Annotated in this window: 21 protein-coding genes; 6 read left to right on the forward strand and 15 right to left on the reverse strand. The window is 62.9% G+C overall.

Features of this window, described 5'->3' with window-relative positions; all coding sequences use genetic code 11:
* The 3 genes from RE4_RS11335 to RE4_RS11345 form a co-directional block, all read left to right on the forward strand.
* On the forward strand, nucleotides 1-1,266 hold a 1,266-nt coding region (locus RE4_RS11335; RefSeq protein ID WP_060938599.1), incomplete at its 5' end, for a nucleobase:cation symporter-2 family protein.
* The gene (locus tag RE4_RS11340; RefSeq protein WP_060938600.1) at nucleotides 1,247-2,311 is read left to right on the forward strand and encodes an isopenicillin N synthase family dioxygenase; all 1,065 of its coding nucleotides are present in this window, start codon (nucleotides 1,247-1,249) and stop codon (nucleotides 2,309-2,311) included. The genes RE4_RS11335 and RE4_RS11340, both read left to right, overlap by 20 nt.
* A complete protein-coding gene (locus RE4_RS11345) occupies nucleotides 2,308-3,093 on the forward strand; it encodes an alpha/beta fold hydrolase (RefSeq protein ID WP_060938601.1) in 786 nt (261 codons plus the stop codon). The genes RE4_RS11340 and RE4_RS11345 overlap by 4 nt, the downstream gene beginning before the upstream one ends.
* Here the strand turns inward: RE4_RS11345 and amaB are convergent.
* Nucleotides 3,044-4,549 (reverse strand): L-piperidine-6-carboxylate dehydrogenase, encoded by a 1,506-nt coding sequence (gene amaB / locus RE4_RS11350; RefSeq protein WP_060938602.1) that lies wholly within the window; start codon nucleotides 4,547-4,549, stop codon nucleotides 3,044-3,046. The genes RE4_RS11345 and amaB overlap by 50 nt on opposite strands.
* The gene (gene hglS / locus RE4_RS11355) at nucleotides 4,546-5,862 is read right to left on the reverse strand and encodes a 2-oxoadipate dioxygenase/decarboxylase (protein ID WP_060938603.1); all 1,317 of its coding nucleotides are present in this window, start codon (nucleotides 5,860-5,862) and stop codon (nucleotides 4,546-4,548) included. Before hglS ends, amaB begins: the two co-directional genes overlap by 4 nt.
* A gap of 30 nt (nucleotides 5,863-5,892) precedes the next feature.
* Here hglS and RE4_RS11360 point away from each other — a divergent pair, with 30 nt between their 5' ends.
* Nucleotides 5,893-6,357 (forward strand): Lrp/AsnC family transcriptional regulator, encoded by a 465-nt coding sequence (locus tag RE4_RS11360; RefSeq protein WP_019747732.1) that lies wholly within the window; start codon nucleotides 5,893-5,895, stop codon nucleotides 6,355-6,357.
* Nucleotides 6,358-6,423: 66 nt separating this feature from the next.
* The gene (gene lat, locus RE4_RS11365) at nucleotides 6,424-7,752 is read left to right on the forward strand and encodes an L-lysine 6-transaminase (protein ID WP_047890259.1); all 1,329 of its coding nucleotides are present in this window, start codon (nucleotides 6,424-6,426) and stop codon (nucleotides 7,750-7,752) included.
* Here the strand turns inward: lat and RE4_RS11370 are convergent.
* From RE4_RS11370 to uraD, 6 genes are all read right to left on the reverse strand, one after another.
* On the reverse strand, nucleotides 7,749-10,460 hold the full coding sequence (locus tag RE4_RS11370) for a molybdopterin-dependent oxidoreductase (RefSeq protein ID WP_060938604.1): 2,712 nt from the start codon (nucleotides 10,458-10,460) through the stop codon (nucleotides 7,749-7,751). The genes lat and RE4_RS11370 overlap by 4 nt on opposite strands.
* Nucleotides 10,457-11,266 (reverse strand): FAD binding domain-containing protein, encoded by an 810-nt coding sequence (locus RE4_RS11375; RefSeq protein WP_060938629.1) that lies wholly within the window; start codon nucleotides 11,264-11,266, stop codon nucleotides 10,457-10,459. Before RE4_RS11375 ends, RE4_RS11370 begins: the two co-directional genes overlap by 4 nt.
* 7 nt (nucleotides 11,267-11,273) lie before the next feature.
* Entirely contained in the window at nucleotides 11,274-12,587 is a 1,314-nt protein-coding gene (locus RE4_RS11380; protein ID WP_232816936.1) for an 8-oxoguanine deaminase, read from the reverse strand.
* A 53-nt stretch (nucleotides 12,588-12,640) separates the two neighbouring features.
* Nucleotides 12,641-13,558: a factor-independent urate hydroxylase gene (gene pucL / locus RE4_RS11385; RefSeq protein ID WP_024487453.1), complete on the reverse strand. Its 918-nt coding sequence runs from the start codon at nucleotides 13,556-13,558 to the stop codon at nucleotides 12,641-12,643.
* Nucleotides 13,559-13,622: 64 nt separating this feature from the next.
* On the reverse strand, nucleotides 13,623-13,952 hold the full coding sequence (gene uraH, locus RE4_RS11390; RefSeq protein ID WP_020907070.1) for a hydroxyisourate hydrolase: 330 nt from the start codon (nucleotides 13,950-13,952) through the stop codon (nucleotides 13,623-13,625).
* On the reverse strand, nucleotides 13,949-14,467 hold the full coding sequence (uraD, locus tag RE4_RS11395) for a 2-oxo-4-hydroxy-4-carboxy-5-ureidoimidazoline decarboxylase (RefSeq protein ID WP_060938605.1): 519 nt from the start codon (nucleotides 14,465-14,467) through the stop codon (nucleotides 13,949-13,951). The genes uraH and uraD overlap by 4 nt, the downstream gene beginning before the upstream one ends.
* 116 nt (nucleotides 14,468-14,583) lie before the next feature.
* Between uraD and RE4_RS11400 the strand changes: the two genes are divergently transcribed.
* Nucleotides 14,584-15,384, forward strand: a complete 801-nt coding sequence (locus RE4_RS11400) for a tyrosine-protein phosphatase (RefSeq protein WP_060938606.1) — start codon at nucleotides 14,584-14,586, stop codon at nucleotides 15,382-15,384.
* On the opposite strand, the gene RE4_RS11405 is transcribed toward RE4_RS11400, so the two are convergent.
* The 7 genes from RE4_RS11405 to RE4_RS11435 form a co-directional block, all read right to left on the reverse strand.
* Nucleotides 15,385-15,747: a VanZ family protein gene (locus RE4_RS11405; RefSeq protein WP_019747741.1), complete on the reverse strand. Its 363-nt coding sequence runs from the start codon at nucleotides 15,745-15,747 to the stop codon at nucleotides 15,385-15,387.
* Nucleotides 15,744-16,094, reverse strand: a complete 351-nt coding sequence (locus tag RE4_RS11410; RefSeq protein ID WP_003940792.1) for a hypothetical protein — start codon at nucleotides 16,092-16,094, stop codon at nucleotides 15,744-15,746. The genes RE4_RS11405 and RE4_RS11410 overlap by 4 nt, the downstream gene beginning before the upstream one ends.
* Nucleotides 16,094-16,519 (reverse strand): DUF1707 SHOCT-like domain-containing protein, encoded by a 426-nt coding sequence (locus tag RE4_RS11415; RefSeq protein WP_020907074.1) that lies wholly within the window; start codon nucleotides 16,517-16,519, stop codon nucleotides 16,094-16,096. Before RE4_RS11415 ends, RE4_RS11410 begins: the two co-directional genes overlap by 1 nt.
* Before the next feature lie 76 nt (nucleotides 16,520-16,595).
* Complete coding sequence (locus RE4_RS11420) at nucleotides 16,596-18,392, reverse strand: acetyl/propionyl/methylcrotonyl-CoA carboxylase subunit alpha (RefSeq protein ID WP_019747743.1); 1,797 nt, start codon at nucleotides 18,390-18,392, stop codon at nucleotides 16,596-16,598.
* A 138-nt stretch (nucleotides 18,393-18,530) separates the two neighbouring features.
* The gene (locus RE4_RS11425) at nucleotides 18,531-19,931 is read right to left on the reverse strand and encodes a condensation domain-containing protein (RefSeq protein WP_020969197.1); all 1,401 of its coding nucleotides are present in this window, start codon (nucleotides 19,929-19,931) and stop codon (nucleotides 18,531-18,533) included.
* A 4-nt stretch (nucleotides 19,932-19,935) separates the two neighbouring features.
* Entirely contained in the window at nucleotides 19,936-20,352 is a 417-nt protein-coding gene (locus tag RE4_RS11430; RefSeq protein ID WP_003940804.1) for a SufE family protein, read from the reverse strand.
* Nucleotides 20,349-21,254, reverse strand: a complete 906-nt coding sequence (locus RE4_RS11435; RefSeq protein WP_019747746.1) for a sulfurtransferase — start codon at nucleotides 21,252-21,254, stop codon at nucleotides 20,349-20,351. The genes RE4_RS11430 and RE4_RS11435 overlap by 4 nt, the downstream gene beginning before the upstream one ends.
* Between the last annotated feature and the right edge of the window lie 49 nt (nucleotides 21,255-21,303).

Genomic DNA, 21,303 nt, shown 5'->3' on the forward strand with positions numbered 1-21,303 from the left:
GGTGCCGCAGTCGGGCTGGACCGCAGCACGGTCGCGATGCTGATCAGTGCGGACTTGCTCGTTGCAGGCATCATCACGATCATTCAGAGCCTGGGCGTCGGCAAGGTTGCCGGTGTCCGCCTGCCGATCGTCTGCGGTGCGACGTTCGCCGGGCTGACGCCGATGATTCTGATCGCCAAGGAGTACGGCCTGCAGGCCGTGTACGGGTCCATGCTGGTCGGTGGCGTGGTCGGCATAGCGTTGGCCGTCCCGTTCGCCAAAATCGTCCGATACTTCCCACCCCTGGTCACCGGCGTCGTCCTCACAGTCATCGGCATCTCGTTGATCGGTGTCGCGGGAGGACTGATCGTCGGAAACGACCCGACCTCCCCGTCGTTCGCCGATCCGAAGAATCTGGCGCTGGCTGCCGCAGTCGTTGTGGTCGCGGTGGCGTTCATCTGCCTCGGTCGCGGGATGTGGACGCAACTCGGTGTACTGATGGCACTGGTGATCGGTACCGTGATCGCCATCCCGATGGGTCTGATCGATCTGAGTGGCGTCGGCGGCTCGGCCTGGGTGGGCTTCCCGATGCCGTTCCACTTCGGCGCTCCGGAGTTTCCCGTCACCGCCGTGGTGGCGATGAGTATCGTCATGGCAGTCGTCTTCGCAGAATCGACGGCGAGCATGCTGGCGGTCAGCGAGATCACCGGAAAGCCTTTGAAAAAAGCAGATCTCGCACGCGGGCTGGTGGCCGACGGCATGTCGGGAGTTCTGGGCGGAATCTTCAATGCCTTTGTCGACACCGTTTTCTCGCAGAATGTCGGCGCCGTTGCCACGACCCGGGTGTACAGCCGGTACGTGACCGCTACCAGCGGTGCCATTCTGATCGTTCTCGGCCTCATCCCGAGAATGGGTGAAGTGGTTGCAGCCCTGCCTGATCCGGTGGTCGGCGGCGTCGGAATCATCTTGTTCTCCACTGTCGCCGTGGTCGGAATCAACACACTGCGCAAGGTCGATCTCAGTGACCCGATCAACACCACGATCGCCGCCGTATCGGTGGGGATCGGTATTCTGCCGGAATTTGCGGAGGGGATGTTCGAGCGATTCCCCTCCTCGGCTCAGATCCTCCTCGGTAGCGGCATCACCTTGGCTGCGGCCTCTGCCTTTTCACTCAATCTGCTGTTCAATCACACCCGACTCGGTGAACTCGCGAGGCGATCGCGAGAGAGCCTTCCTGAACCCGCTACCAGCTCTGCAGGAGACGCCAGTGTCACAGTCCCAGTCTGATCCCTTCGAAGTTCCCGTCATCGACATCTCGCCCTACGTACTCGGTGGTGCCGACCGGGACAAGGCGCGCGTGGCCGCCGAAGTCGACCATGCCTGTCGGACTGTCGGTTTCATCCAGATTCGGGGCCACGGTGTTCCGGCCGATGTTTCTTCCGGCCTCGCCGAAGCCATGGACGACTTCTTCGGGCTGTCGATGGAGACGAAGTCGGGCTACCGAATCGAGGGCGCGAATCGTGGATACAGCCCGCCCAAGAGCGAGTCGCTGAGCTTGAGCCTCGGCGTCGAATCCGCGACTCGGATGAATGACTTCTTCGAGGCCTTCAACGTCGGAACCGAAGCCAGATCATTCACCGAACTCGAACTGTCGGAGGATGATTACGGAATCAATCTGTGGCCCGCAGTGCCAGGTTTCACGGAACGAGTGGAGAATTACTATGCCCATGGCGAGCGGGTGGCACGCACACTGACCACCATTTTCGAAGATGCGCTCGGTCTGACCCCAGGATTCTTCGAGTCGATCACCGATCATTCCATCGACGTACTGCGGATGAACAACTACGCATTACCCGAAGGGACGGTGACATTGGACGGTGAGTTGAAGGGTATGGGCGAACATACCGATTTCGGGCTGGTCACCGTGCTGTGGGCGGATCAGGTCGAAGGTTTGCAAGTACTCGGGAGCGACCGACGCTGGCACGATGTCTGGCCGGTCGACGGCGCGCTACTGGTCAATCTCGGGGATCTCACCGCGCGACTGACCAACGACAGGTGGATGTCCACGCTGCACCGAGTTGCGCCTCCGGTGGTGAACGGCACCATCAAGCGTCGGCGATCGGCGGCCTTCTTCCACGACGGAAACGTCGACGCGGTGATTGCGACTCTGCCGAGTTTTCAGGACGACTCCGGCTTGGAGTACGAATCCATTACCGTTCGCGATCACATCAAGGCCAAATTGGCCGGGTCGAGGCAGGGAAAGTCCAACGCCGCCGCAGGTCGTGAGGCGGCTCGGGTACTTTCGGCTGCAGAGCTCGAGATCAAGCAGTGAGTGCACGGAACATCGTCCTCATCCACGGAGCGTGGGCCGGCGGTTGGGTCTGGGATCGTGTGTGTGGCCCACTGAAATCGGCCGGCTTCAATCCCGTTGTGGTGGAGCTTCCAGGCTCGGGAAGTTGGAACCCCGACGACGTGATCGATCTCGACGCAGTTGCCGAACATGTTGTGGCAGTAGTCGATTCCCTGGACGGGCAGTGCGCCCTCGTCGGTCACTCCGGCGGAGGCATCGTGGCCTCACAGGTGGCTGAGTTACTGCCTTCGCGGGTAGCGGGTCTTGTGTACGTCGCGGGGATGATGCTTCCATCGCAGATGGACTTCGGGATGCTCTGCATCGAAGTCGGTCTGGCAAGTCCGGTCGGGATCTCACGTTGGTTGGTCCCCGTGGACGACGGGAATGCGACGGTGGTTCCGCCCGAAGCCGGTGCCGCTGTGTTCTTCCACGAAGCGCCAGTGGCTGATGCGATCTTCGCCGCGCGCATGCTCGTTCCACAACTGGAGTCGGCCCGCCTGATGGCACCCGTCTGGACGGAAGAACGATTCGGAACCGTCCCGCGTTTGTATGTCGAATGCACGCTCGATCGAACCGTGCCGATCGAAGCTCAGCGTGCCATGCAGAAACTTGTTCCCGGTGCCCAGGTGGTCAGCCTGGACACCGACCACGCCCCGCAGTTGTCGAGGCTCCCGGAGTTGATCGAAGCGATCGCCGATTTTGCCCAGAACGCGTTCAGCCGAACTCGACGCCTTGAGCCAGCGGCAACTGGTCCGAGTAGTTGACGGTATTGGTGGCTCGGCGCATGTAGGCCTTCCATGAATCCGAACCCGATTCGCGCCCGCCGCCCGTCTCCTTCTCGCCGCCGAATGCGCCGCCGATCTCCGCACCGGACGTTCCGATGTTCACGTTCGCGATGCCGCAATCGGAGCCGTCGGCGGCGAGGAAGCGCTCTGCTTCTCGCTGATCGAGTGTGAAGATCGAGGATGAAAGTCCTTGAGGTACACCGTTGTGCAGCGCAATAGCGTCGTCGAAGTCGGTGTAGGTCAAGACATAGAGGATGGGTGCAAATGTTTCCGCCCGTACCACCTCGGTCTGTGCGGGCATGCGAACGAGAGCAGGTGTCACGTAGAACCCGGATTCGCCGACGCGATCACCGCCACACACCACGGTTCCGCCGTCGCCGCGCGCGGCCGAGAGGGACTTCTGCATTGCCTCGTACGCGGCTTCGTTGATCAGCGGTCCGACCAGAACACCGGAATCGAAGGGACTACCGACCTGGAGTTGCGCGTACGCGGACGCAATGCGGTCGACGACGTTGTCGGCGATCGACTCGTGAACGATGAGTCGGCGCAGTGAGGTGCAGCGCTGCCCGGCAGTTCCCGCGGCGGAGAAGACAATTCCGCGCACGGCAAGCTCGAGATCCGCCGACGGCGTGACGACTGCGGCGTTGTTCCCACCCAACTCCAGAAGACTTCGTCCGAAGCGCTCGGCGACCCGCGGAGCCACGGCGCGGCCCATCCGCACGGAACCCGTGGCGCTGACCAAGGCCACGAGTGGGTTGTCCACCAGCGCCTCACCGACGTCACGTCCGCCGACGACCAACTGGTGCACGTCGATCGGTGCTTCACAATCCGCGAGCGCACGTCGCAGGAGCGCATGACATGCCAGAGCGGTCAACGGAGTGGTTTCCGAAGGCTTCCAGACGACGGAGTCGCCGCAGACCAGAGCAATGGCGGTATTCCACGACCACACCGCTACCGGAAAGTTGAACGCAGAGATGACCCCGACAACGCCGAGCGGGTGCCACGTTTCCGACAACCGGTGGCCGGGACGTTCGGACGGCATGGTGCGCCCGTAGAGCTGCCTGGAGAGACCGACCGCGAACTCGCAGATGTCGATCATCTCCTGTACCTCGCCGAGAGCTTCCGAGGTGACCTTGCCTGCCTCCAGCGTCACGATCTCCGCGAGATCCTCCTTGTGCTCGGTAAGTAGGCTGCCCAGCCGCCGCACCACCGCGCCGCGCGCCGGAGCGGGGACGGTGCGCCAGGTGAGGAACGCTCGATGAGCCGCCTCGACGGCGTCGTCGACCTCTCGGCCGGAGTGCTGCCGGACCGTACGCAGCTGTGTGCCGGTGATCGGCGTGTGTGCGCTCAGATCACCGGCGGGCCACTCGACACCACAGGCAGCGAGGGCTCTCTCGGCGCGATCGGCGAGGCTCGAAGGATCAGGCAGGTTCACGGGGAGTCCTCTGTGTTAGAAGGCGGAAGTGTTTGTAGGCGGGAGTGGTTGTTGGCGGGAGAAAGCAGGGCACGTGATGCCTCTTGTTGTGCGCGGTACAGCTCGAACGGATCTTCAATGGTGCGGTCGATGGCGCCCTCCAATCGATCCTGCCCGTATTCGGCGCCGGGCGCATCGGAAACGAATCCGGTCACGGAATCGAGATTGGACGCGAAGATCCCGGCCGCGGATGCCGGTAGGAAGTCCTCATAGACGATCGGGTCGCGGACGACAACAGTTCCTTCGTTTCGGTACGTGAAGTACGCCAACCCCGCGTCGTCGAGTCCGTCCTCGGTGTGCGGAAATTCGCTGCCCCAGTCGGCGTCCGCGGGCTTTGCGATCAGTCGGTCGTAGATCGCACGCCCGCTGGGGGTCAACGCGATTCCGCGTGCCTCGACCTCGCCGAATCTGACGCGGACAGGTTCTGTGGTGACCGATCCGTCCGGCCGCCGAAAACGTCTGTCTTCGGCGAGTGCGCGAAACGACGTCTGCCGCAGAAGCAGTGGCGGTCCATACCATCTCGGTGGGCCTTGGATGCGGTCGATCATGATGATGCCGCGCTCGGTCATTCGGCGGTACAACTCGTCGATGTCGAGCACTCGCGGGGTGAGGTGGTTGACATGTGTCGAGCCCTGGCCGGCGATGTCTGCGGCGACAGGTGAGATCGCGGCAAGTTCGCGATACCAACCGGCGTCGATGGGATCGGTGCCGAGCCGAAACGCCGAGGTCGCCGCTTCGACGAATTGTGTCGCCTCGGGCTCCGGTAGGCCGTACTCGCGGTTCGCTTGCCGTGCCCACTGCAGAAGTTCTGGAGAGAACAGGGTGCGGCGACGCAGGAACCCGGTGATCCGACGCTCGAGGTCGGTGTCGAAGAACCTGGAATCGGAGCCGGTCAGTACCGAAGTGAAAACACGAAACGGGTTCCGGGCGAGTTCGGCAGGTTCGGTGGGGCGAAACGCCGTCGAGACAACGGGAATGGGGGAGTCGGTGAGCCGGAGGTCGTAGTAGCCGACCGGAAACATACCGAATCCGCCGAAGACGGTGGCTACGTCACGTAGTTCGTCGAGAGTCCCCAGTCTGATGGCGCCGTGACGCTCGGCGCTGACTCTCGCCAGGCTGCCCAGGCGCTCCGCCGAATCCGGATGCTCGGCGGCAAAATCACGGTTCACCTGCATCGTTACATCTACCAAGGTGTTGTAAGCGGGGACCTCGTCCCCATACATCTTGGCGAGGGCCGCTGCGAACCGTGCACGTAGCTCCCAGGTTTCAACCATACGAATGTCCGATTGCGTTAGCCTGCGCAGGTGCGAGAAACAGAAACCAGTGACGCTGCCGGGGTTCCGGTCGACGAAACCGATCGACTTTTGATGCGTGAATTGGTCTTGGACGGCCGTGCCACTCTCGCGAGTCTTGCTGAGAAGGCCGGACTCTCGATCTCTGCAGTCCAGTCGAGAGTGCGTCGATTGGAGTCTCGCAAGGTGATCCGTGGCTACTCGGCGAAGATCGATCCGGAGGCACTCGGTCATAATCTGTCCGCATTTGTCGCCATCACTCCTCTCGATCCTTCCCAGCCCGACGATGCGCCTGCTCGCTTGCGTCATCTACCGGCCGTCGTCTCGTGTCACTCCGTGGCCGGGAGCGAAAGCTACGTCCTCCTGGTCCGGGTGGCGTCACCTCGGGCGTTGGAACGATTGCTGCAGGAGATCCGTACGGCAGCCAACGTCAACACGCGAAGCACCATCATCCTACAAACTTTTTACGACGAATGACGGGGGTTCCGTAACTTTTACGGCTTCCTATCGACACTTTCGTAAAATTGACATAATCTTCGCAGTATGAGTACTGCGATGCGAGACTTCGGTGACAGTGCGCTCTTTCCGGTCTACGAGGTGCTGAAGGCCAGCATTCTCGTCGACGGATTCGATCTGATTCTCGATGTGCAAAGGTCGCAGGGTTCGTATCTCCGCGACCTGCGAGACGGCACCGAGTTTCTGGACATGTTCGGTTTCTTCGGCTCTTCCGCCCTGGGGATGAATCACCCCGCGATCGCCGACGACGAGGAATTCCAGCAGGAATTGGCCGTTGTCGCCTCCAACAAGCCGAGTAATTCCGACATCTACACCGAGCCTATGGCGCGCTTCGTTGCGGCTTTCGCTCGGGTCCTGGGGGATTCGGCGCTCCCACACTTGTTCTTCGTGGACGGTGGGGCACTTGCGGTGGAAAATGCGCTCAAGGTTGCCTTCGACTGGAAGAGTCGGTTGAACGAAAGCCGTGGATTGTCAAGCGATCTGGGGACGAAGGTCCTGCATTTGACCGAGGCCTTCCACGGTCGTAGCGGATACACGATGTCGCTCACCAATACCGAACCGGGCAAGGTCGCGAGATTCCCCAAGTTCGACTGGCCCCGGATCGACTCGCCGTATCTCGCAGACGGTCGCGATGTCGAAGCTGCGGAGAGGCAAGCTCTCGAGCAAGCGCACCGAGCGTTTTCCGACAACCCCGACGATATAGCCTGTTTCATCGCCGAGCCGATCCAAGGCGAAGGCGGTGACCATCACCTCAGGCCGGAATTCCTGCAGGCGATGCAAGAGCTGTGTCGTGAGAATGACGCCCTCTTCATTCTCGACGAGGTGCAAACGGGATGCGGAATCACCGGAACCGCTTGGGCCTATCAGCAATTGGGATTGCATCCGGATGTGGTTGCCTTCGGTAAGAAAACGCAGGTGTGTGGCATCATGGCAGGCGGTCGAGTGGATGAAGTGCGCGACAATGTGTTTCACGTCAGTTCCCGGATCAATTCGACGTGGGGTGGCAACCTCACCGACATGGTGCGCGCCCGGCGGATACTCGAAGTCATCGAGCAGGACCGACTGATCGACCGCGCGCGATTCACGGGTGCGCATCTCCTTGCCCGGTTGACCGAAGTCTGCGGGCGCTACGCGGCGGCGACCGAGCCGCGCGGTCGTGGTCTGATGTGCGCGATTACCTTGGCGGACAGTGACCTTCGTGATCGCGTCGTCCAGCGACTGCGAGAAGACGAGCATGTGATGATACTGCCAACCGGGAAGAGAGGAATCAGATTCCGTCCCGCGCTGACGGTGACCACCGGTGAGTTGGACGACGCGGTCGACGCAGTCGAGCGAGTGCTCGAGCGCGAAGTCTAGGCTCTGGCCTGGAGTTCGCTCCACACTCGATCCGGTGTCATCGGTGTGGAGTGCATACGCACTCCACACGCGTTGGCTATCGCGTTTGCCAACGCCGGTGCTACCGGATTGAAGGGGGCCTCACTCATCGATTTTGCGCCGAAAGGCCCGAGTTTGTCGTACGTGTCGGCAAACAGTACTTCGGTGATCGGCAAATCTCCGATCTGTGGAACGTGGTAATTGCGTAGCTGAGGATTGATCACTCGGCCTTCTTCGATGACGATTTCCTCCGACAGTGCAGCGCCGAGGGCCTGTCCCACACCGCCTTCCACCTGCCCTCGCAGTTGTGCCGGGTTCATGACGGTGCCGGCATCGGCGGCCTGAACCGACTGCAGGATCTTCACCCGGCCGGTATCCGTGTCGACGGCAACGCGAAAACCGTGAACGTTGAACGAGACCGAGCGCGGTGTTCCGTCGTGGCGACCGTCAGCGGCGAGCGGGCCACCTTCGAGTAACGTCGCGAAATCGAGGCAACCGTGGGACGTTTCGACCCCGTCCGGCGAAAGATCGTCGATCTGCGCGCCGCGGCCACTCAATCGCACCGCACGGGTCAGTATTCGCTCGCGAAGGCGCTCGCAGGCGATCAGGAGCGCCTTGCCGGCGACCACCGTTCCCGTCGACCCGAATGCTCCGGTGTCGTATCCGCCGGCATCGGTGTCGGATTGAACAATCGTGATGCGATCGACTGTCGTCCGCAATTCGGTGGCCGCGATCTGTTGGTGAATCGTGGTGGTTCCGTTGCCGAACTCAGCGGTGCCGATGTTCACGACGTACCGACCGTCGGCCTCGAGTGCGACAGTGGTGTCGGAGAAGTGACCACGCGGCGGGATCGTCGCGATCATGGCAATTGCCATGCCCCGACCGATCTGCCAACGCGACCCTGCCGGTGCAGCCTCGCCGCGTCCGCTCGACAGTGCACTGTCGACGAGGTCGATGCACTGGTCCAGTCCGTAGCTGCCGAATTCGAGATCACCGTCCTCGACGTGCCAGTCGACAAAATCGTCTCCGGGTACGACGACGTTTCGCCGCCGAAACTCGAAGGGGTCCATGCCGAGACGATCAGCGAGCTGATCCATGGCCGACTCGACGGCGAAGATGATCTGGCCGAGCCCGTAACCACGGAAGGCGCCGGACGGAACGTTGTTCGTGTAGACCGCTTCGGCGTCGACGCGTTTGGTTGCAGCGCGATAGACCGCCATGGATTCGGCGCAACCGTGGAACATGACTCCGATCGAATGGTTCCCGTACGCCCCGGCGTCGGAAAGGACGTCGATGGCCAGTGCAGTGAGAGTTCCGTCGGCATCGGCGCCGGCGCGAACCGAAACTCGCATCGGGTGCCGTGACGGTGCGATGGTGAACTGATCGCTGCGGCTGAACTCGTAAGCAACGGGCCTACCCGTTCGCAGGACGGCGAGTGCGACCAGATCTTCGGTGAGTAGTTCCTGCTTCCCGCCGAAGCCTCCACCGACCCGCTTGGCGAACACCCGGATTCGGCTGCGATCGAGATCGAAGATGTGCGCCAATTCGTCCCGAACCAGAAACGGCACCTGTGTGCTGCTTCTGATGACGAGACGGCCGTCCTCGTCGAGCCACCCCACTGCGCCGTGAGTTTCCAAGGCCACGTGCTGGACTCGCGCAGTTTTCCACGTACCTTCGACGACTGCAGTGGCATCCGCGAGCGCACGGTCCAGATCGCCGACACCATCGTGAAGCGCGGCAACCACGTTGCGAGGGACTTCTGCGATCCGCGAGCTCTCGTCTTTGTCGCCGTGCAGAAGCGGAGCGCCGGGGGAACGCGCCAGATCTGGTTCGAATACCGCGTCGAGTACCTCGTAGTCGACTTCGATCAGCGAGAGTGCACGTTCCGCCTGCGTCGGGGTTTCGGCGATGACCGCGGCGACGCGCTGGCCGCGGAAACGGACGGTCCTGTCGAACACCCGCGTATCGTCCGGATCGTCGTTGCGGTCCTCGTGCCGGGCGGTCGAGAACAGCACGTCCGGACTGTCCTGAAAGGTGAGGACCGCGGCGACGCCCGGCGCCGCTTCCGCCGCTGCCGTGTCTATCCGGGTTATGTGTGCGTGTGCGTGCGGACTGCCGAGTACTGCGACGTGAAGCAGGCCGATCGGCTTCTCACCCGGGGAGAAGTCCATGGTGTACTGCTCGGTCCCCGTGACGATGCGTGCGGACGCCGGGGCTGCGATGGAACGCCCTTGTGCCCCGCCTGTTTTGGCGGTCTCGGTATTGGATGTACCCGCGAGGGCGTCACGAATGGACCGATAACCGGTGCAACGGCACAGGTTACCTTTCATCGAGCACGCGAGATCGGATTTTTGTTCGACCGACAGCGCTGATGCGGTGACTACCATTCCCGCTGTACAGAAACCACATTGGAATCCACCGGCGTCCACGAATGCCTGTTGAATGGGGTGAAGTTTCTCCGGTGTTCCGAGGCCGGCGGCGGTGACGACGTCGCGGCCGCCGAGGCGGTGGGCGGGAAATATGCACGAATGGGTGGGGTGTCCGTCGACCAGAACCGAGCAGGCGCCGCAGTCTCCGGCATCGCACCCCTTCTTGACGGAGTTCGCTCCGTGCTCGCGGAGGAAGGTTCGCAGGCACTGTCCGGGGCGGGGCTGGTCGTCGCGGGGAACTCCGTCCACCGAGTACTTCATTCCAGTTCACCTCGGATTTCTTCGGCGAGAAGGTCAGTCATCGCCTTCCGCCACGGCGCAGTTCCATGGACATCGGTGAAGTAAGCGTCTTCCGGAATCCTGCTGTGCAACGCATCCGCAAGTGCAGCGGCGTCGGGGAGTTCGTCGAATTTCAGAGCGTACGGACGGCGGGTCGCGGCGGTGATCGCCAGTGTGAAACCGTCGGCACCGCAGCGTCCGGCAACGGCTACGGCCGATCGCCCGAGTGACGTCTGTGCCAGTTTTCGCATCGCGGTACGTGCGGTCAGTGCATGCACGGGAATCCGGATACTGCGGATGATCTCGCCGGGGCCGAGCACGTTGCGAGAATCGTCGATGACGAAATCGACTACGGGGACTGAGTATTCGGTACCGTCCGGACGCCAGATCGTCAGTTCGGCATCGAGAGCGGTGCACAGAGTCGTCATCGCTCCGGCCGGGAAGGAGAGCGCGATGTTGCCGCCGACGGTCGCGTATCGCAACACCTTCCACGATGCGAGCAGTGCGTCAGCGCAGTGTTGGAACAGCGCTGCGGCGGACCATGAGGTGGGAAGACCGGCGCGGCACAGTTCCTCGATGGTGCAGGTGGCCGCGATTTCGAGACCGAGATCGCCGACCACGACAGCTTTCCAGTCGAAGCCCGCAAGGTCGACAAGAGTGGTCAGGTGCGGCTGCGGTTCCGAGTACAGCCAGGTGCCGCCGCCGATGAACCCGATACCGGGTGAGGCACAGGGGAGCTCGGAGCGGGTCCGCGGCACCAGAACTTCGTCGACGCTGTGCAGATCCATCGCTGCCTCAAGCCTTTCCGAGTAGGTCGCGGTGTGCGCGTGCGACATCCGAGGCCACGACGTCCTCGTCGACGGTGGTGACTCGTCCGTCGGCAACTACGATTCGCCCGTTGACGAGTAGTAACTTCAGCGGGGGCGTCGAGCCGAGTACGAGCGCCGCCACCGGATCGGTGATGCCGGCATGCGCGACGGTGTCGAGTTTCCACACCGCCAGGTCGGCAAGTTTTCCGACCTCGATCGATCCGATTTCGCCCTCGCGGCCCAGAACTCGTGCGCCGCCGATCGTTCCCAATTCCAAGGCTTTTCGCACCGTCATCGTCTGCGGTCCGCCCTTGGCGCGAGCAAACAGAAGCGCATGACGAGACTCCTCGATCAGACTGCATGCTTCGTTGCTCGCCGCGCCGTCCACACCGAGCCCCACGGTGACCCCGCCCTTCACCAGATCGGCGGCACGGGCGATACCGGCCCCCAGTCGCGCATTGGAGGTCGGACAGTGTGCCGCGGCAGTTCCGGTTCGCGCCATCGTCTCGATACCGGCGTCGTCGAGATGGACTGCGTGTGCGTACCAGACGTCCGGGCCCACCCAGCCGACGCGTTCCATGTATTCGACCGGCGTGCAACCGAAAAGCTCTCGGCAGAAGCTTTCCTCGTCCAGGGTCTCGGCGAGATGCGTGTGCATTCGCACGCCGTTTTCGCGGGCCAGCGTCGCGGACTCTCGGAGCAGTGACTCCGTCACCGAGAAGGGTGAGCAGGGAGCTACCGCGATCTGCAGCATCGACCCCGCATTCGGATCGTGCCAGCGGTCGATCACCGACTGCGTGCCGGTCAGGATGTCGTCGAGTTTTTCCACGACGTGATCCGGTGGCAGGCCGCCGGAACTCTGACCGAGGTCCATCGACCCACGACACGGGTGGAATCGAAGGCCAACCTGCGCAGCGGCGGTGATCTCGGCTTCGAAAACGTCGCCGGCGTCGCGGGGAACGACGTAGTGGTGGTCGGTGGTGGTCGTACATCCGGTTTTTGCCAACCAGGTGAGGCCGCCGGTGGCCGCCACGTGGACGGCGTCGGCGTCGATACCCGCCCAGACGGGGTACAGCGTGGTCAGCCACTCGAAGAGCGTCGAGTCTGCTGCCAGGCCACGGGTGATCCATTGGTAGAGATGATGATGTGTGTTCACCAGACCGGGCGTGATCAGGCAACCGTTGCCGTCGATCACGTGCGCATTGGGGTACACGGGAGCCTTTCCGGCCCCCACGTCGACAATCTTGTTGCCCGAGATCACGACGTAGCCGTCGGGGTGCTCGGAACGCTCGCTGTCCATCGTGACCACATGGGCATTGGCGACGACGAGAGTGGTCCCGAGGGCCGGGTCGGTCACGACAACCAACCTGAATAGGGTGTCCACGACGGCCCCGCGTCTGGTGCGTCGGATCGGCTGACCGCAGCTTGGATCAGCCCGTACGGACGATCGGCGGCGTGGAACACCTCGTTGTCGTTCTCGACTCCGAAGCGGCCGAGTGCATATTCGAAATGATGCTTGTTGGGTGCCGACAGTCGAACCTCGGCAATGATCGGAAACTCTTCGAGAATTGCCTTGCCGATGTGGAAGAGCGTCTGCTGCAAGGCAAGTGAATGCACCTGCGCGAACTGTTTGACGATTTGTGCCTTGATACCCACGTAGACCGATTCCCAGTCGACGTCGGTGGTGACGAATCGCCACTGGGCGACCAACGTCGTCGCCATGACGCGGTCGTCTGTCGGCTCGAGGATCGTGTACGGATCTTCGAGGAAACCCGAGAACTCACTACCGGTCGATTTGAGGATCACCAGGTCCTTCAAACCGCCGATCACCCACGTCCCGGCATCGGCTGTCCCAGTATCGGAGATCGTGATCGACGCCGTCCGAACTTCCTGACCCTTCCGAATCCAGGTGTAGTCGTGCTCGCTGCCGTCGACAATCGCACGCTCCCAAGCGTATTCCTCGATCTCGATCCGCGCGCCACTGACCGGTTCGATGTCGTCGACGAAATGACGGGCGAGTTCGAGTCCGTACGTCTCGATCGAGATCAGACCCTTTTCCTTGGCGTAGGAATAGGCCGTTTGTTTCTGCGTGTCGGTCGGCAGAACCTTCGACTGATCGCCGGTGAGGTACGCGTCGGCGAAATCTCCACGCAGGCAGGTGGAGACGTTGATGTCGTGGATCTCGTGACGAGGAGTGTCGCGGTAGATTCGGACTACCCTGTTCTCAGCTTTGCCGTACTGGTGACCGGTAAGTTCGATGGATCCGCTCAACCGGTCGGTGCTTGTAACACCGGTCGTGATGTTGCCGGTCGTGATGTTTTCGGTAGTCACGTGTTCAGCTCCCGCGATAGGTGGAATAAGCAAAGGGCGACAGCAACAGTGGGACGTGATAGCCCCGCGCCGTGTCGTCCACCCGGAAGGTCACTGTCACTTCCGGGTAGAAGTTCTCTTGTCCGTTGGTCTCGAAATACGTTCCCGTGTCGAAAGTCAGGGTGTAGTGACCGGTGACCAGACCACCAGGAGCAAGTTCGGGGATGCGGCCGTCGGAGTCGGTCTCGGCACTGGTGATCGTGACGCCGTCTCGATCACGAAGTTCGACGCGAATCCCCGCCGCGGGAATGCCCGTCGTCGCGTCGAGAACGTGCGTGCTCAGGGTCTTGCTCATGCTGCGCCTCCGGCGAGTGAATCGATCAGACGGGCAAGCCTGATTCGATTGATGGCGGCCAATTCGGTTCGAAGCACGGAACGCTCGGTCGCCGGGTCGTTTCGGAGACGGCCTCGAAGGATGTCGAGGAGCTCCGTTCCAGATTTCCCCGACGCGCAGACCAGGTAAACATGGCCGAATGTCTCTTCGTACTCGGCGTTCTTCTGTCGAAGTTCCGCGAGGACGTCTTCTGACGCGGACGAGACTTCCGACTGTTCACGGGTCGAGGCCGCGCTTTCGCTTCGCTCACCGATTCGTGGGTGGCCGGACAGAGCGTCGTCGATCTCGGACTCGGGAAGCTCGGCCAGCACCGCATCTGCTTTGTCGAACAGAGCTTCCAGATCGGTGAACGGGCGAGACGAGGCGATTTCCTGTGCCCACACGGCGGAATGGCAACACTCGAGCAGCGCCGCGACTGCCTGGTGGTCACCGAGCGCATCGAAGGCTCCGAGACCACTGGAATTCGTTGTAGGCATGTCCACAGGATTACTTGAGCATGTTACGGATCTGTAGCGCAGCAATTACGGGAGATGATGTGTCTCGATCTTATTTCTCCGGCCGCCCTTTTCCGGTGACAGATACATTCTCAGGTATGACCGATACTCCGAAGCTGTCTTCCGTCGTACCGTCCCTGGCGAACCTCCGAGACATCGGTGGCCCCGAATCGAGCTTCGGTGGCACCGTCCGCACCGGGAGTGTGTTTCGTTCCACCGATCTGGCATCGCTCAGTGCGGAGGGCGCACAGACCCTCGCCGATCTGGGCATCGTCACGATCTACGACCTGCGCACCGAGTCCGAACGCGAGGCGGCGCCGGATCTGACGCCGGACGGAATCCGAGAACTCGGCCTGGACGTATTGGCGGACAAGCAGTATCGCGCCATTCCGGCTCAAATGCAGCAGATGATCGCCGACCCGGCGTTTGCTGCCGAAGCGTTGGGTAGCGGCCAGGCGCTCGAGTACTTTCAGGGAAGTTACCGCGATTTCGTGACCTTGCCGAGTGCGGTCGCGTCGTACCGGCAACTGTTCGTCGACTTGGCGCAGCCGCCCAGCTCGCCGGCACTCATTCACTGCACCACGGGCAAGGACCGCACGGGCTGGGCCGCAGCCGCGCTACTGCTGTTCCTGGGTGCCTCCGAGGACGCGGTCTTCGCGGACTACCTCGAAACCAACAAGGTTCTGTTGCCGATGTTCGCGCCGCTCCTCGAGCGATTCGAGGCCAAGGGTATCGATCCGACCCTGCTCGAAGGTGTCCTCGGTGTCAGGCGCGAGTACCTGCAGGCGTCGATGGCAGAGCTCGCGCAGGTCCACGGATCGATCGAGGCCTACTTCACCGACGGCCTGAAGATCGACGCGTCGACCCAGGAACAATTGCGGAGCAACCTGCTCAGCTGATCAGGACCTGCTCGGCTCGTCGTCGCGGGCCGTTCGACGCCGCATCACGAGGCTGACGATACCGATCCCGATGGCGATGCCGAGCAGGTCGGCGGTGCCGTCCCAGATCGAACCGGAACGCGAAATGGGCAGCGCTGCTTGAAGAACCTCGGACGTCGCAGCAAAAATCACGAGCCAGACCGCGGTGATCCACGCCGGGATCCGGGCGTGCAACGAGGTGATCGCCAGCACCGCGAACATCAACGTGTGAGTGATCTTGTCGGTGTTCTCCGGGCTCGACGGGACGGTGGAGCCCGGGGAGAAGAGCATGATCAGGGCAATGACCACGGCGATCGCCAGCGGCCAGTATCGGTTGTTCTTCAATTCGTCTGCCCCTCGACGACGACGAGTCCGAGTGCACCTTCGGCGAATCTGGTGACAGCGTCGGCGGCTGTCGTGAGCGCCTCGGTGTGCCCGTCGCGGGCCCAGCCGGTCAGCAGGGCGGTGGAGTCGAGAGGCGTCAGAACGACCTCGGCGAGAAGCTCACCGGTGTTGGGCTGGCACACGGCCCAGGAGTAGACGCTGTTTTCGTGCCACTGAGCGCTCCGCTGACTCACATAATCGGGGTCGGTGATACCGCCGTCGGCAAGGGCAGGGCGGTCGTCCACACGCTCGTCTGCGCGCAGTGCTCGCAGATACCATCCGCCTGCGTTGATCTCGATCGGCTCCATCAGTCGGAGTCCCGCTCGCGGCGACGCTTGGCTTTGCGTTCCCTGTCGGTACCGAACAGCAGTGCACCGGCGAGGGGAATCGCGAGGAACCACAACCAGGTACCGGTAACGAAGAACAGGATCACCGCGAGAATCGGGATGACGGCCATGACGCGACCGGACCAGTCGGGGTTGAATCGTCGCTCCGCCGGTGCGGCGGGAGGCGTCACCATCGACAGGGGAGCGGTGCCTGGAGCTTGATAGTTGCCCGGTAGATCGGCGAACACCGGAACGAGTTCACTGCGAGTTGTTGCGGCACTGACGATTCCGCTTCTCTCGTCGAACTCCGTGACGGTGAGGCGGCCTGCGGCGAAGTGCTCGCTCAGGAGATCGAGTGCCTGCTCGCGTTCTGCAGTGCCGATGCGAATGTCGGGGACGTCAGCCATCGTTACAGCCTACTCAAACGACTGTGCGCCTTTCCGGTAGTGGGGACTACCGGAAAGGCGCACGGGGCCGGAGGCCTTACTTCAGTTCTGCGAGAACCGTTCCCTGCGTGATTGCTGCACCCGGCTCGACGGACAGTCCGGTGACGACACCGGCCTTGTGCGCGTTGACGGGGTTTTCCATCTTCATGGCTTCGAGAACCGCGATCAGGTCGCCTTCGGCGACTTCCTGGCCTTCGGTCACTGCGACCTTGACGACGGTGCCCTGCATCGGAGCGGTGACGGCGTCACCGGATGCTGCGCCGCCGCCGGCGCCGCCGCGCTTGCGTGCCTTCGGCTTCTTGCGGATGGCACCGGATGCTGCGCCGCCGCCGTTGCCGAGCGAGAACTGGCCCGGGAGGGAAACCTCGACGCGACGTCCACCGACCTCGACGACGACGTTCTGACGCGGCAGAGCCTCGTCCTCGTCGTCGACCGGTGCACCGGAACCGGCGTACGGCTCGATGGTGTTTTCCCAGTCGGTTTCGATCCACTTGGTGTAGATGTCGAACTTCTCGCCGTCACCGACGAACGCCGGGTTCTCGACGATGTGGCGGTGGAACGGGAGGACGGTCGCGAGGCCGTCGATCTCGAACTCGGCCAGAGCGCGCGATGCCCGCTGGAGGGCTTCTTCGCGGGTGGCGCCGGTGACGATGAGCTTGGCGAGCATGGAGTCGAACTGTCCGCCGATGACGTCGCCGGCGACGACACCGGAATCGACGCGGACGCCGGGGCCCGTGGGCTCACGGTAGACGGAGACCGGGCCGGGGGCGGGCATGAAGCCGCGGCCGGCGTCTTCACCGTTGATGCGGAACTCGAAGGAGTGTCCACGCGGGGTGGGATCTTCCTTGATGGAGAGTTCTTCGCCGTTGGCGATGAGGAACTGCTGACGCACCAGGTCGATGCCCGCGGTCTCTTCCGTGACGGGGTGCTCGACCTGCAGGCGGGTGTTGACCTCGAGGAAGGAGATGGTGTCGCCCTGAACCAGGTACTCGACCGTTCCGGCGCCGTAGTAGCCGGCTTCCTTGCAGATGGCCTTGGCGGACGCGTGGATGCGTGCGCGCTGGTCGTCCGTCAGGAACGGAGCCGGAGCCTCTTCGACGAGCTTCTGGAAGCGACGCTGCAGTGAGCAGTCGCGGGTACCGGCGACGACGACGTTGCCGTGCTGGTCGGCGATGACCTGAGCCTCGACGTGGCGGGCCTTGTCCAGGTACTGCTCGACGAAGCACTCGCCGCGACCGAAGGCTGCGATGGCCTCACGGGTGGCCGACTCGAACAGCTCGGGGATTTCCTCGATGGTCTGGGCGACCTTCATGCCGCGTCCACCGCCGCCGAAGGCAGCCTTGATCGCAACCGGTACGCCGTATTCCTTGGCGAATGCGACGACCTCGTCTGCGCCCTTGACGGGGTCCTTGGTGCCGGCAGCCATCGGAGCCTTCGCGCGTTCTGCGATGTGGCGTGCCGTGACCTTGTCGCCGAGGTCGCGGATGGACTGCGGTGACGGACCGATCCAGATGAGGTTCGCGTCGATGACGGCCTGGGCGAAGTCGGCGTTCTCGGAGAGGAAGCCGTAGCCGGGGTGGATGGCGTCGGCGCCGGACTTCTTGGCGGCATCGAGGATCTTGTCGAACACGAGGTAGGACTCGGCGGACGTCTGTCCGCCGAGGGCAAATGCCTCGTCTGCGAGCTTCACGAACTGCGCTTCTGCGTCGGGCTCGGCGTAAACGGCAACGCTGCCGTAGCCGGCATCCTTGGCCGCCCGGATGACCCGTACCGCGATTTCACCGCGGTTCGCGACAAGCACCTTCGTAATGTGCGCGCTGGCATGACTGGGCACTGAGCCTCCTGTGGTTCGCATAGTCTGTCTCCGCGGTGTATTCCTCTGGGATTTCACCATCGGGGGATTGGCATCACTTCGGAGTGTATGCATCGCTTCGGCGCTGGCTGTAACCGGATCGCTAAAGCCCACTCCGGCTTAGGAAACGGTTTCGAAAACTACCGATGAGTAGCTGCCGGAGGTGCCGGTGTCCGGTTCGGCGACGATTTCTTCGACGGTCCGGCGCAGTGCGGCCACGTAGGCGTGAACCGCGGCGTTCGCCGTCTCGTTGCCTGGATACCTGACTGCGAGATTGAGGCCTTGGGGTGTGCGGTTGATCCAGATGTAGACGTCGTGCGTGTATGCCTTGCTTCGAAGTGCTCTGGCGTTCCATTCGGGCCACTGTGCGGCCTCGGGTACAAAGCGAACGTCCATGTAGGACACCACGAATCGCGGTCGAATCGGGGTTTCGAGGTGCTCACCGATCCGATCGAACGGGACAGCGGCGGCAGGCTTGACCGAAGCGATCGATTCGGCGGCGCGTGTCGCGAGGTCGCCGAACGAACAGTCCGATCCAACGGCGAACTCGACCGGGCACAGTCCGACGAACCAGCCGAGCGCACCCGCCCACTCCTGAGCGCTGCGGGTGTGAACCGGCGTCACGACCTCGAATTGATCGGATCCCGCGACTTCGCGACCCACGGCCGCAAGTCCGCCGAGTAGTCCGGCGAAATAACCCACGCCGGCGGCTGCACACGTCGAACTGAAGGCCTTGGACTGCTCGGCGTCGAGCAGCCAGGTCGACAGGCCGTTCTGAGAATCGGTTCCGCGTTCACCGATCGGTAGCGGGAACTGGGGTAACCCGTCCGTTCCGAGAGCCTTACGCCAGATCTCCACCGCAGCCTTCTCGGCTTCCATGTCGGCCATCTGCTCGCGTTCGACGGCACCGAAATCGACGTAGCTGCCGACCGGAAACAGATTTGCAGCGCTGCCGGTCGAGGCCTCGCGGTACAGCGCTGCGATCTCGTGAGCGACCAGCACGATCGAGAAACCGTCGATGATCGAGTGGTCCGCCGCGAAGAACACGGTGAACGGACCGTCGCCACCGCGGGGCGTCAACGTCGCGAAGACGTACGACGGCCAACTGTGAGGGGACGCGTAATCGTCGAACAGGCGGTGAAGGTGGTCGAAGTTGTCCTGGCTGGACGCGTCGTAGCCGTGGCTGACGACCCCGATGTCGATTCCGCCGATCGGGACGGTGTGCCGGGTGATCTCGCCACTCGAGGGCTCGAGGACGGTATGCGAGCGCAGAACTTCATGACGGTCGATCCAGCGGCCGAGGGCGACTCGGAACGCATCGACGTCGAGCGGGCCGGAAATCTCGAAAGCTGTTCCCAGCCAAGACTTGTCGCCCGCGCCTGCAGCGGAACGGTTGAGATGTGCCTCGTGAATGTAGGAGACGGGCCGCGGATCCGGAACCCAAGGCCCGGTTGCGCACGGCAACCATTCGACGAGTGCGCCGGCCGGAATCGCATAGTCGGCCAGTTCGGTGAACTCCATGTTTTCAGCCCCGCAAGTGCCGCTTGATGCGCGCGAGCATGGCCGACATTCCGCGCAGACGGAGCGGGCTCACAGCTTCTGCGAGACCGAGCGCCGAATAGAAGTCGTCGGGTACACCGAGGATCTCGTCCGCGCTGTGACCGTCGAGCCCCTGCGCGAGGATCGATGCGAAACCACGCGTCGTGGGAGCCTCGGGGGGCGCGCTGAAGTACAGACGGACGTTGTCGCGATCCGAATCGTCGACCGAGAGGAACAGCGGCGACTGACACTCGGGGACCGGCTCCATCGCGCTCTGCTCGAGCTCCGCCGGCAACGGCGGTAGCTCTCGGCTGAACTCGAGAAGAAGGGTGAGCTTGTCCGAGGCGCCGACGGCTGCGAAGTCGTCGACGATCTCGGCCAGAGCCGAAGGAAGAGCGCTCATGACGCCGATACGGAGGAAGGAACTGCGCCGGGCTCTTCGCCCTGGACGATCGGGACGCGCACTGCATTGCCCCACTCGGTCCAGGAACCGTCGTAGTTACGAACGTTCGGGTAGCCGAGAAGATGGGTCAACACGAACCAGGTGTGGCTGGAACGCTCACCGATGCGGCAGTACGCGACGATGTTGTCGTCGGCCGACAGACCGCCGTAGATCTCGCCGAGTTCGGTGCGGGTGCGGAAGCGGCTGTCCGGTGCCGCCGCCTTCGCCCACGGGATGCTGAGAGCGCTGGGAATGTGTCCACCGCGCAACGCACCCTCTTCGGGGTAGTCGGGCATGTGGGTGCGCTCGCCGGTGTACTCCTGCGGAGATCGCACGTCGATGAGCGGCCCGTCGCCCAAGTGCGCAAGTACGTCGTCCTTGAATGCGCGGATGGGAGCGTCGTTGCGCTTGACGACCGGGTAATCCGTTGACGTGATGTCGGGAACGTCGAATGCGGTGTCACGGTTCTCGGCGATCCACGCATCGCGGCCACCGTCGAGAAGACGGACGTCCTCGTGGCCGAACAGAGTGAAGACCCACAGTGCGTAGGCGGCCCACCAGTTGCTCTTGTCGCCGTAGATGACGACGGTGTCGTCGCGGCTGATGCCCTTGCGGTTCATCAACTCTGCGAACTTCGCACCGTCGATGTAATCGCGGGTGACCGGATCGTTGAGGTCGAGATGCCAGTCGATCTTCACTGCGCCGGGAATGTGGCCGACGTCGTACAACAACACGTCTTCATCGGATTCGACGACCTTGAGGCCCGGCGTACCGAGATTCGCCGAGAGCCATTCCGTCGAGACCAACCGGTCGGGATGCGCGAACTCGGCAAACGCGGTTGAGGGATCGGGGGCAACGGGCACGGGCGTACTCCTGAAGACGAATCGTTCGGTTCGAACACGGACTTGATCG

Source organism: Rhodococcus erythropolis NBRC 15567 (assembly GCF_001552595.1).
GTDB classification, from domain to species: Bacteria; Actinomycetota; Actinomycetes; order Mycobacteriales; family Mycobacteriaceae; genus Rhodococcus_F; species Rhodococcus_F erythropolis.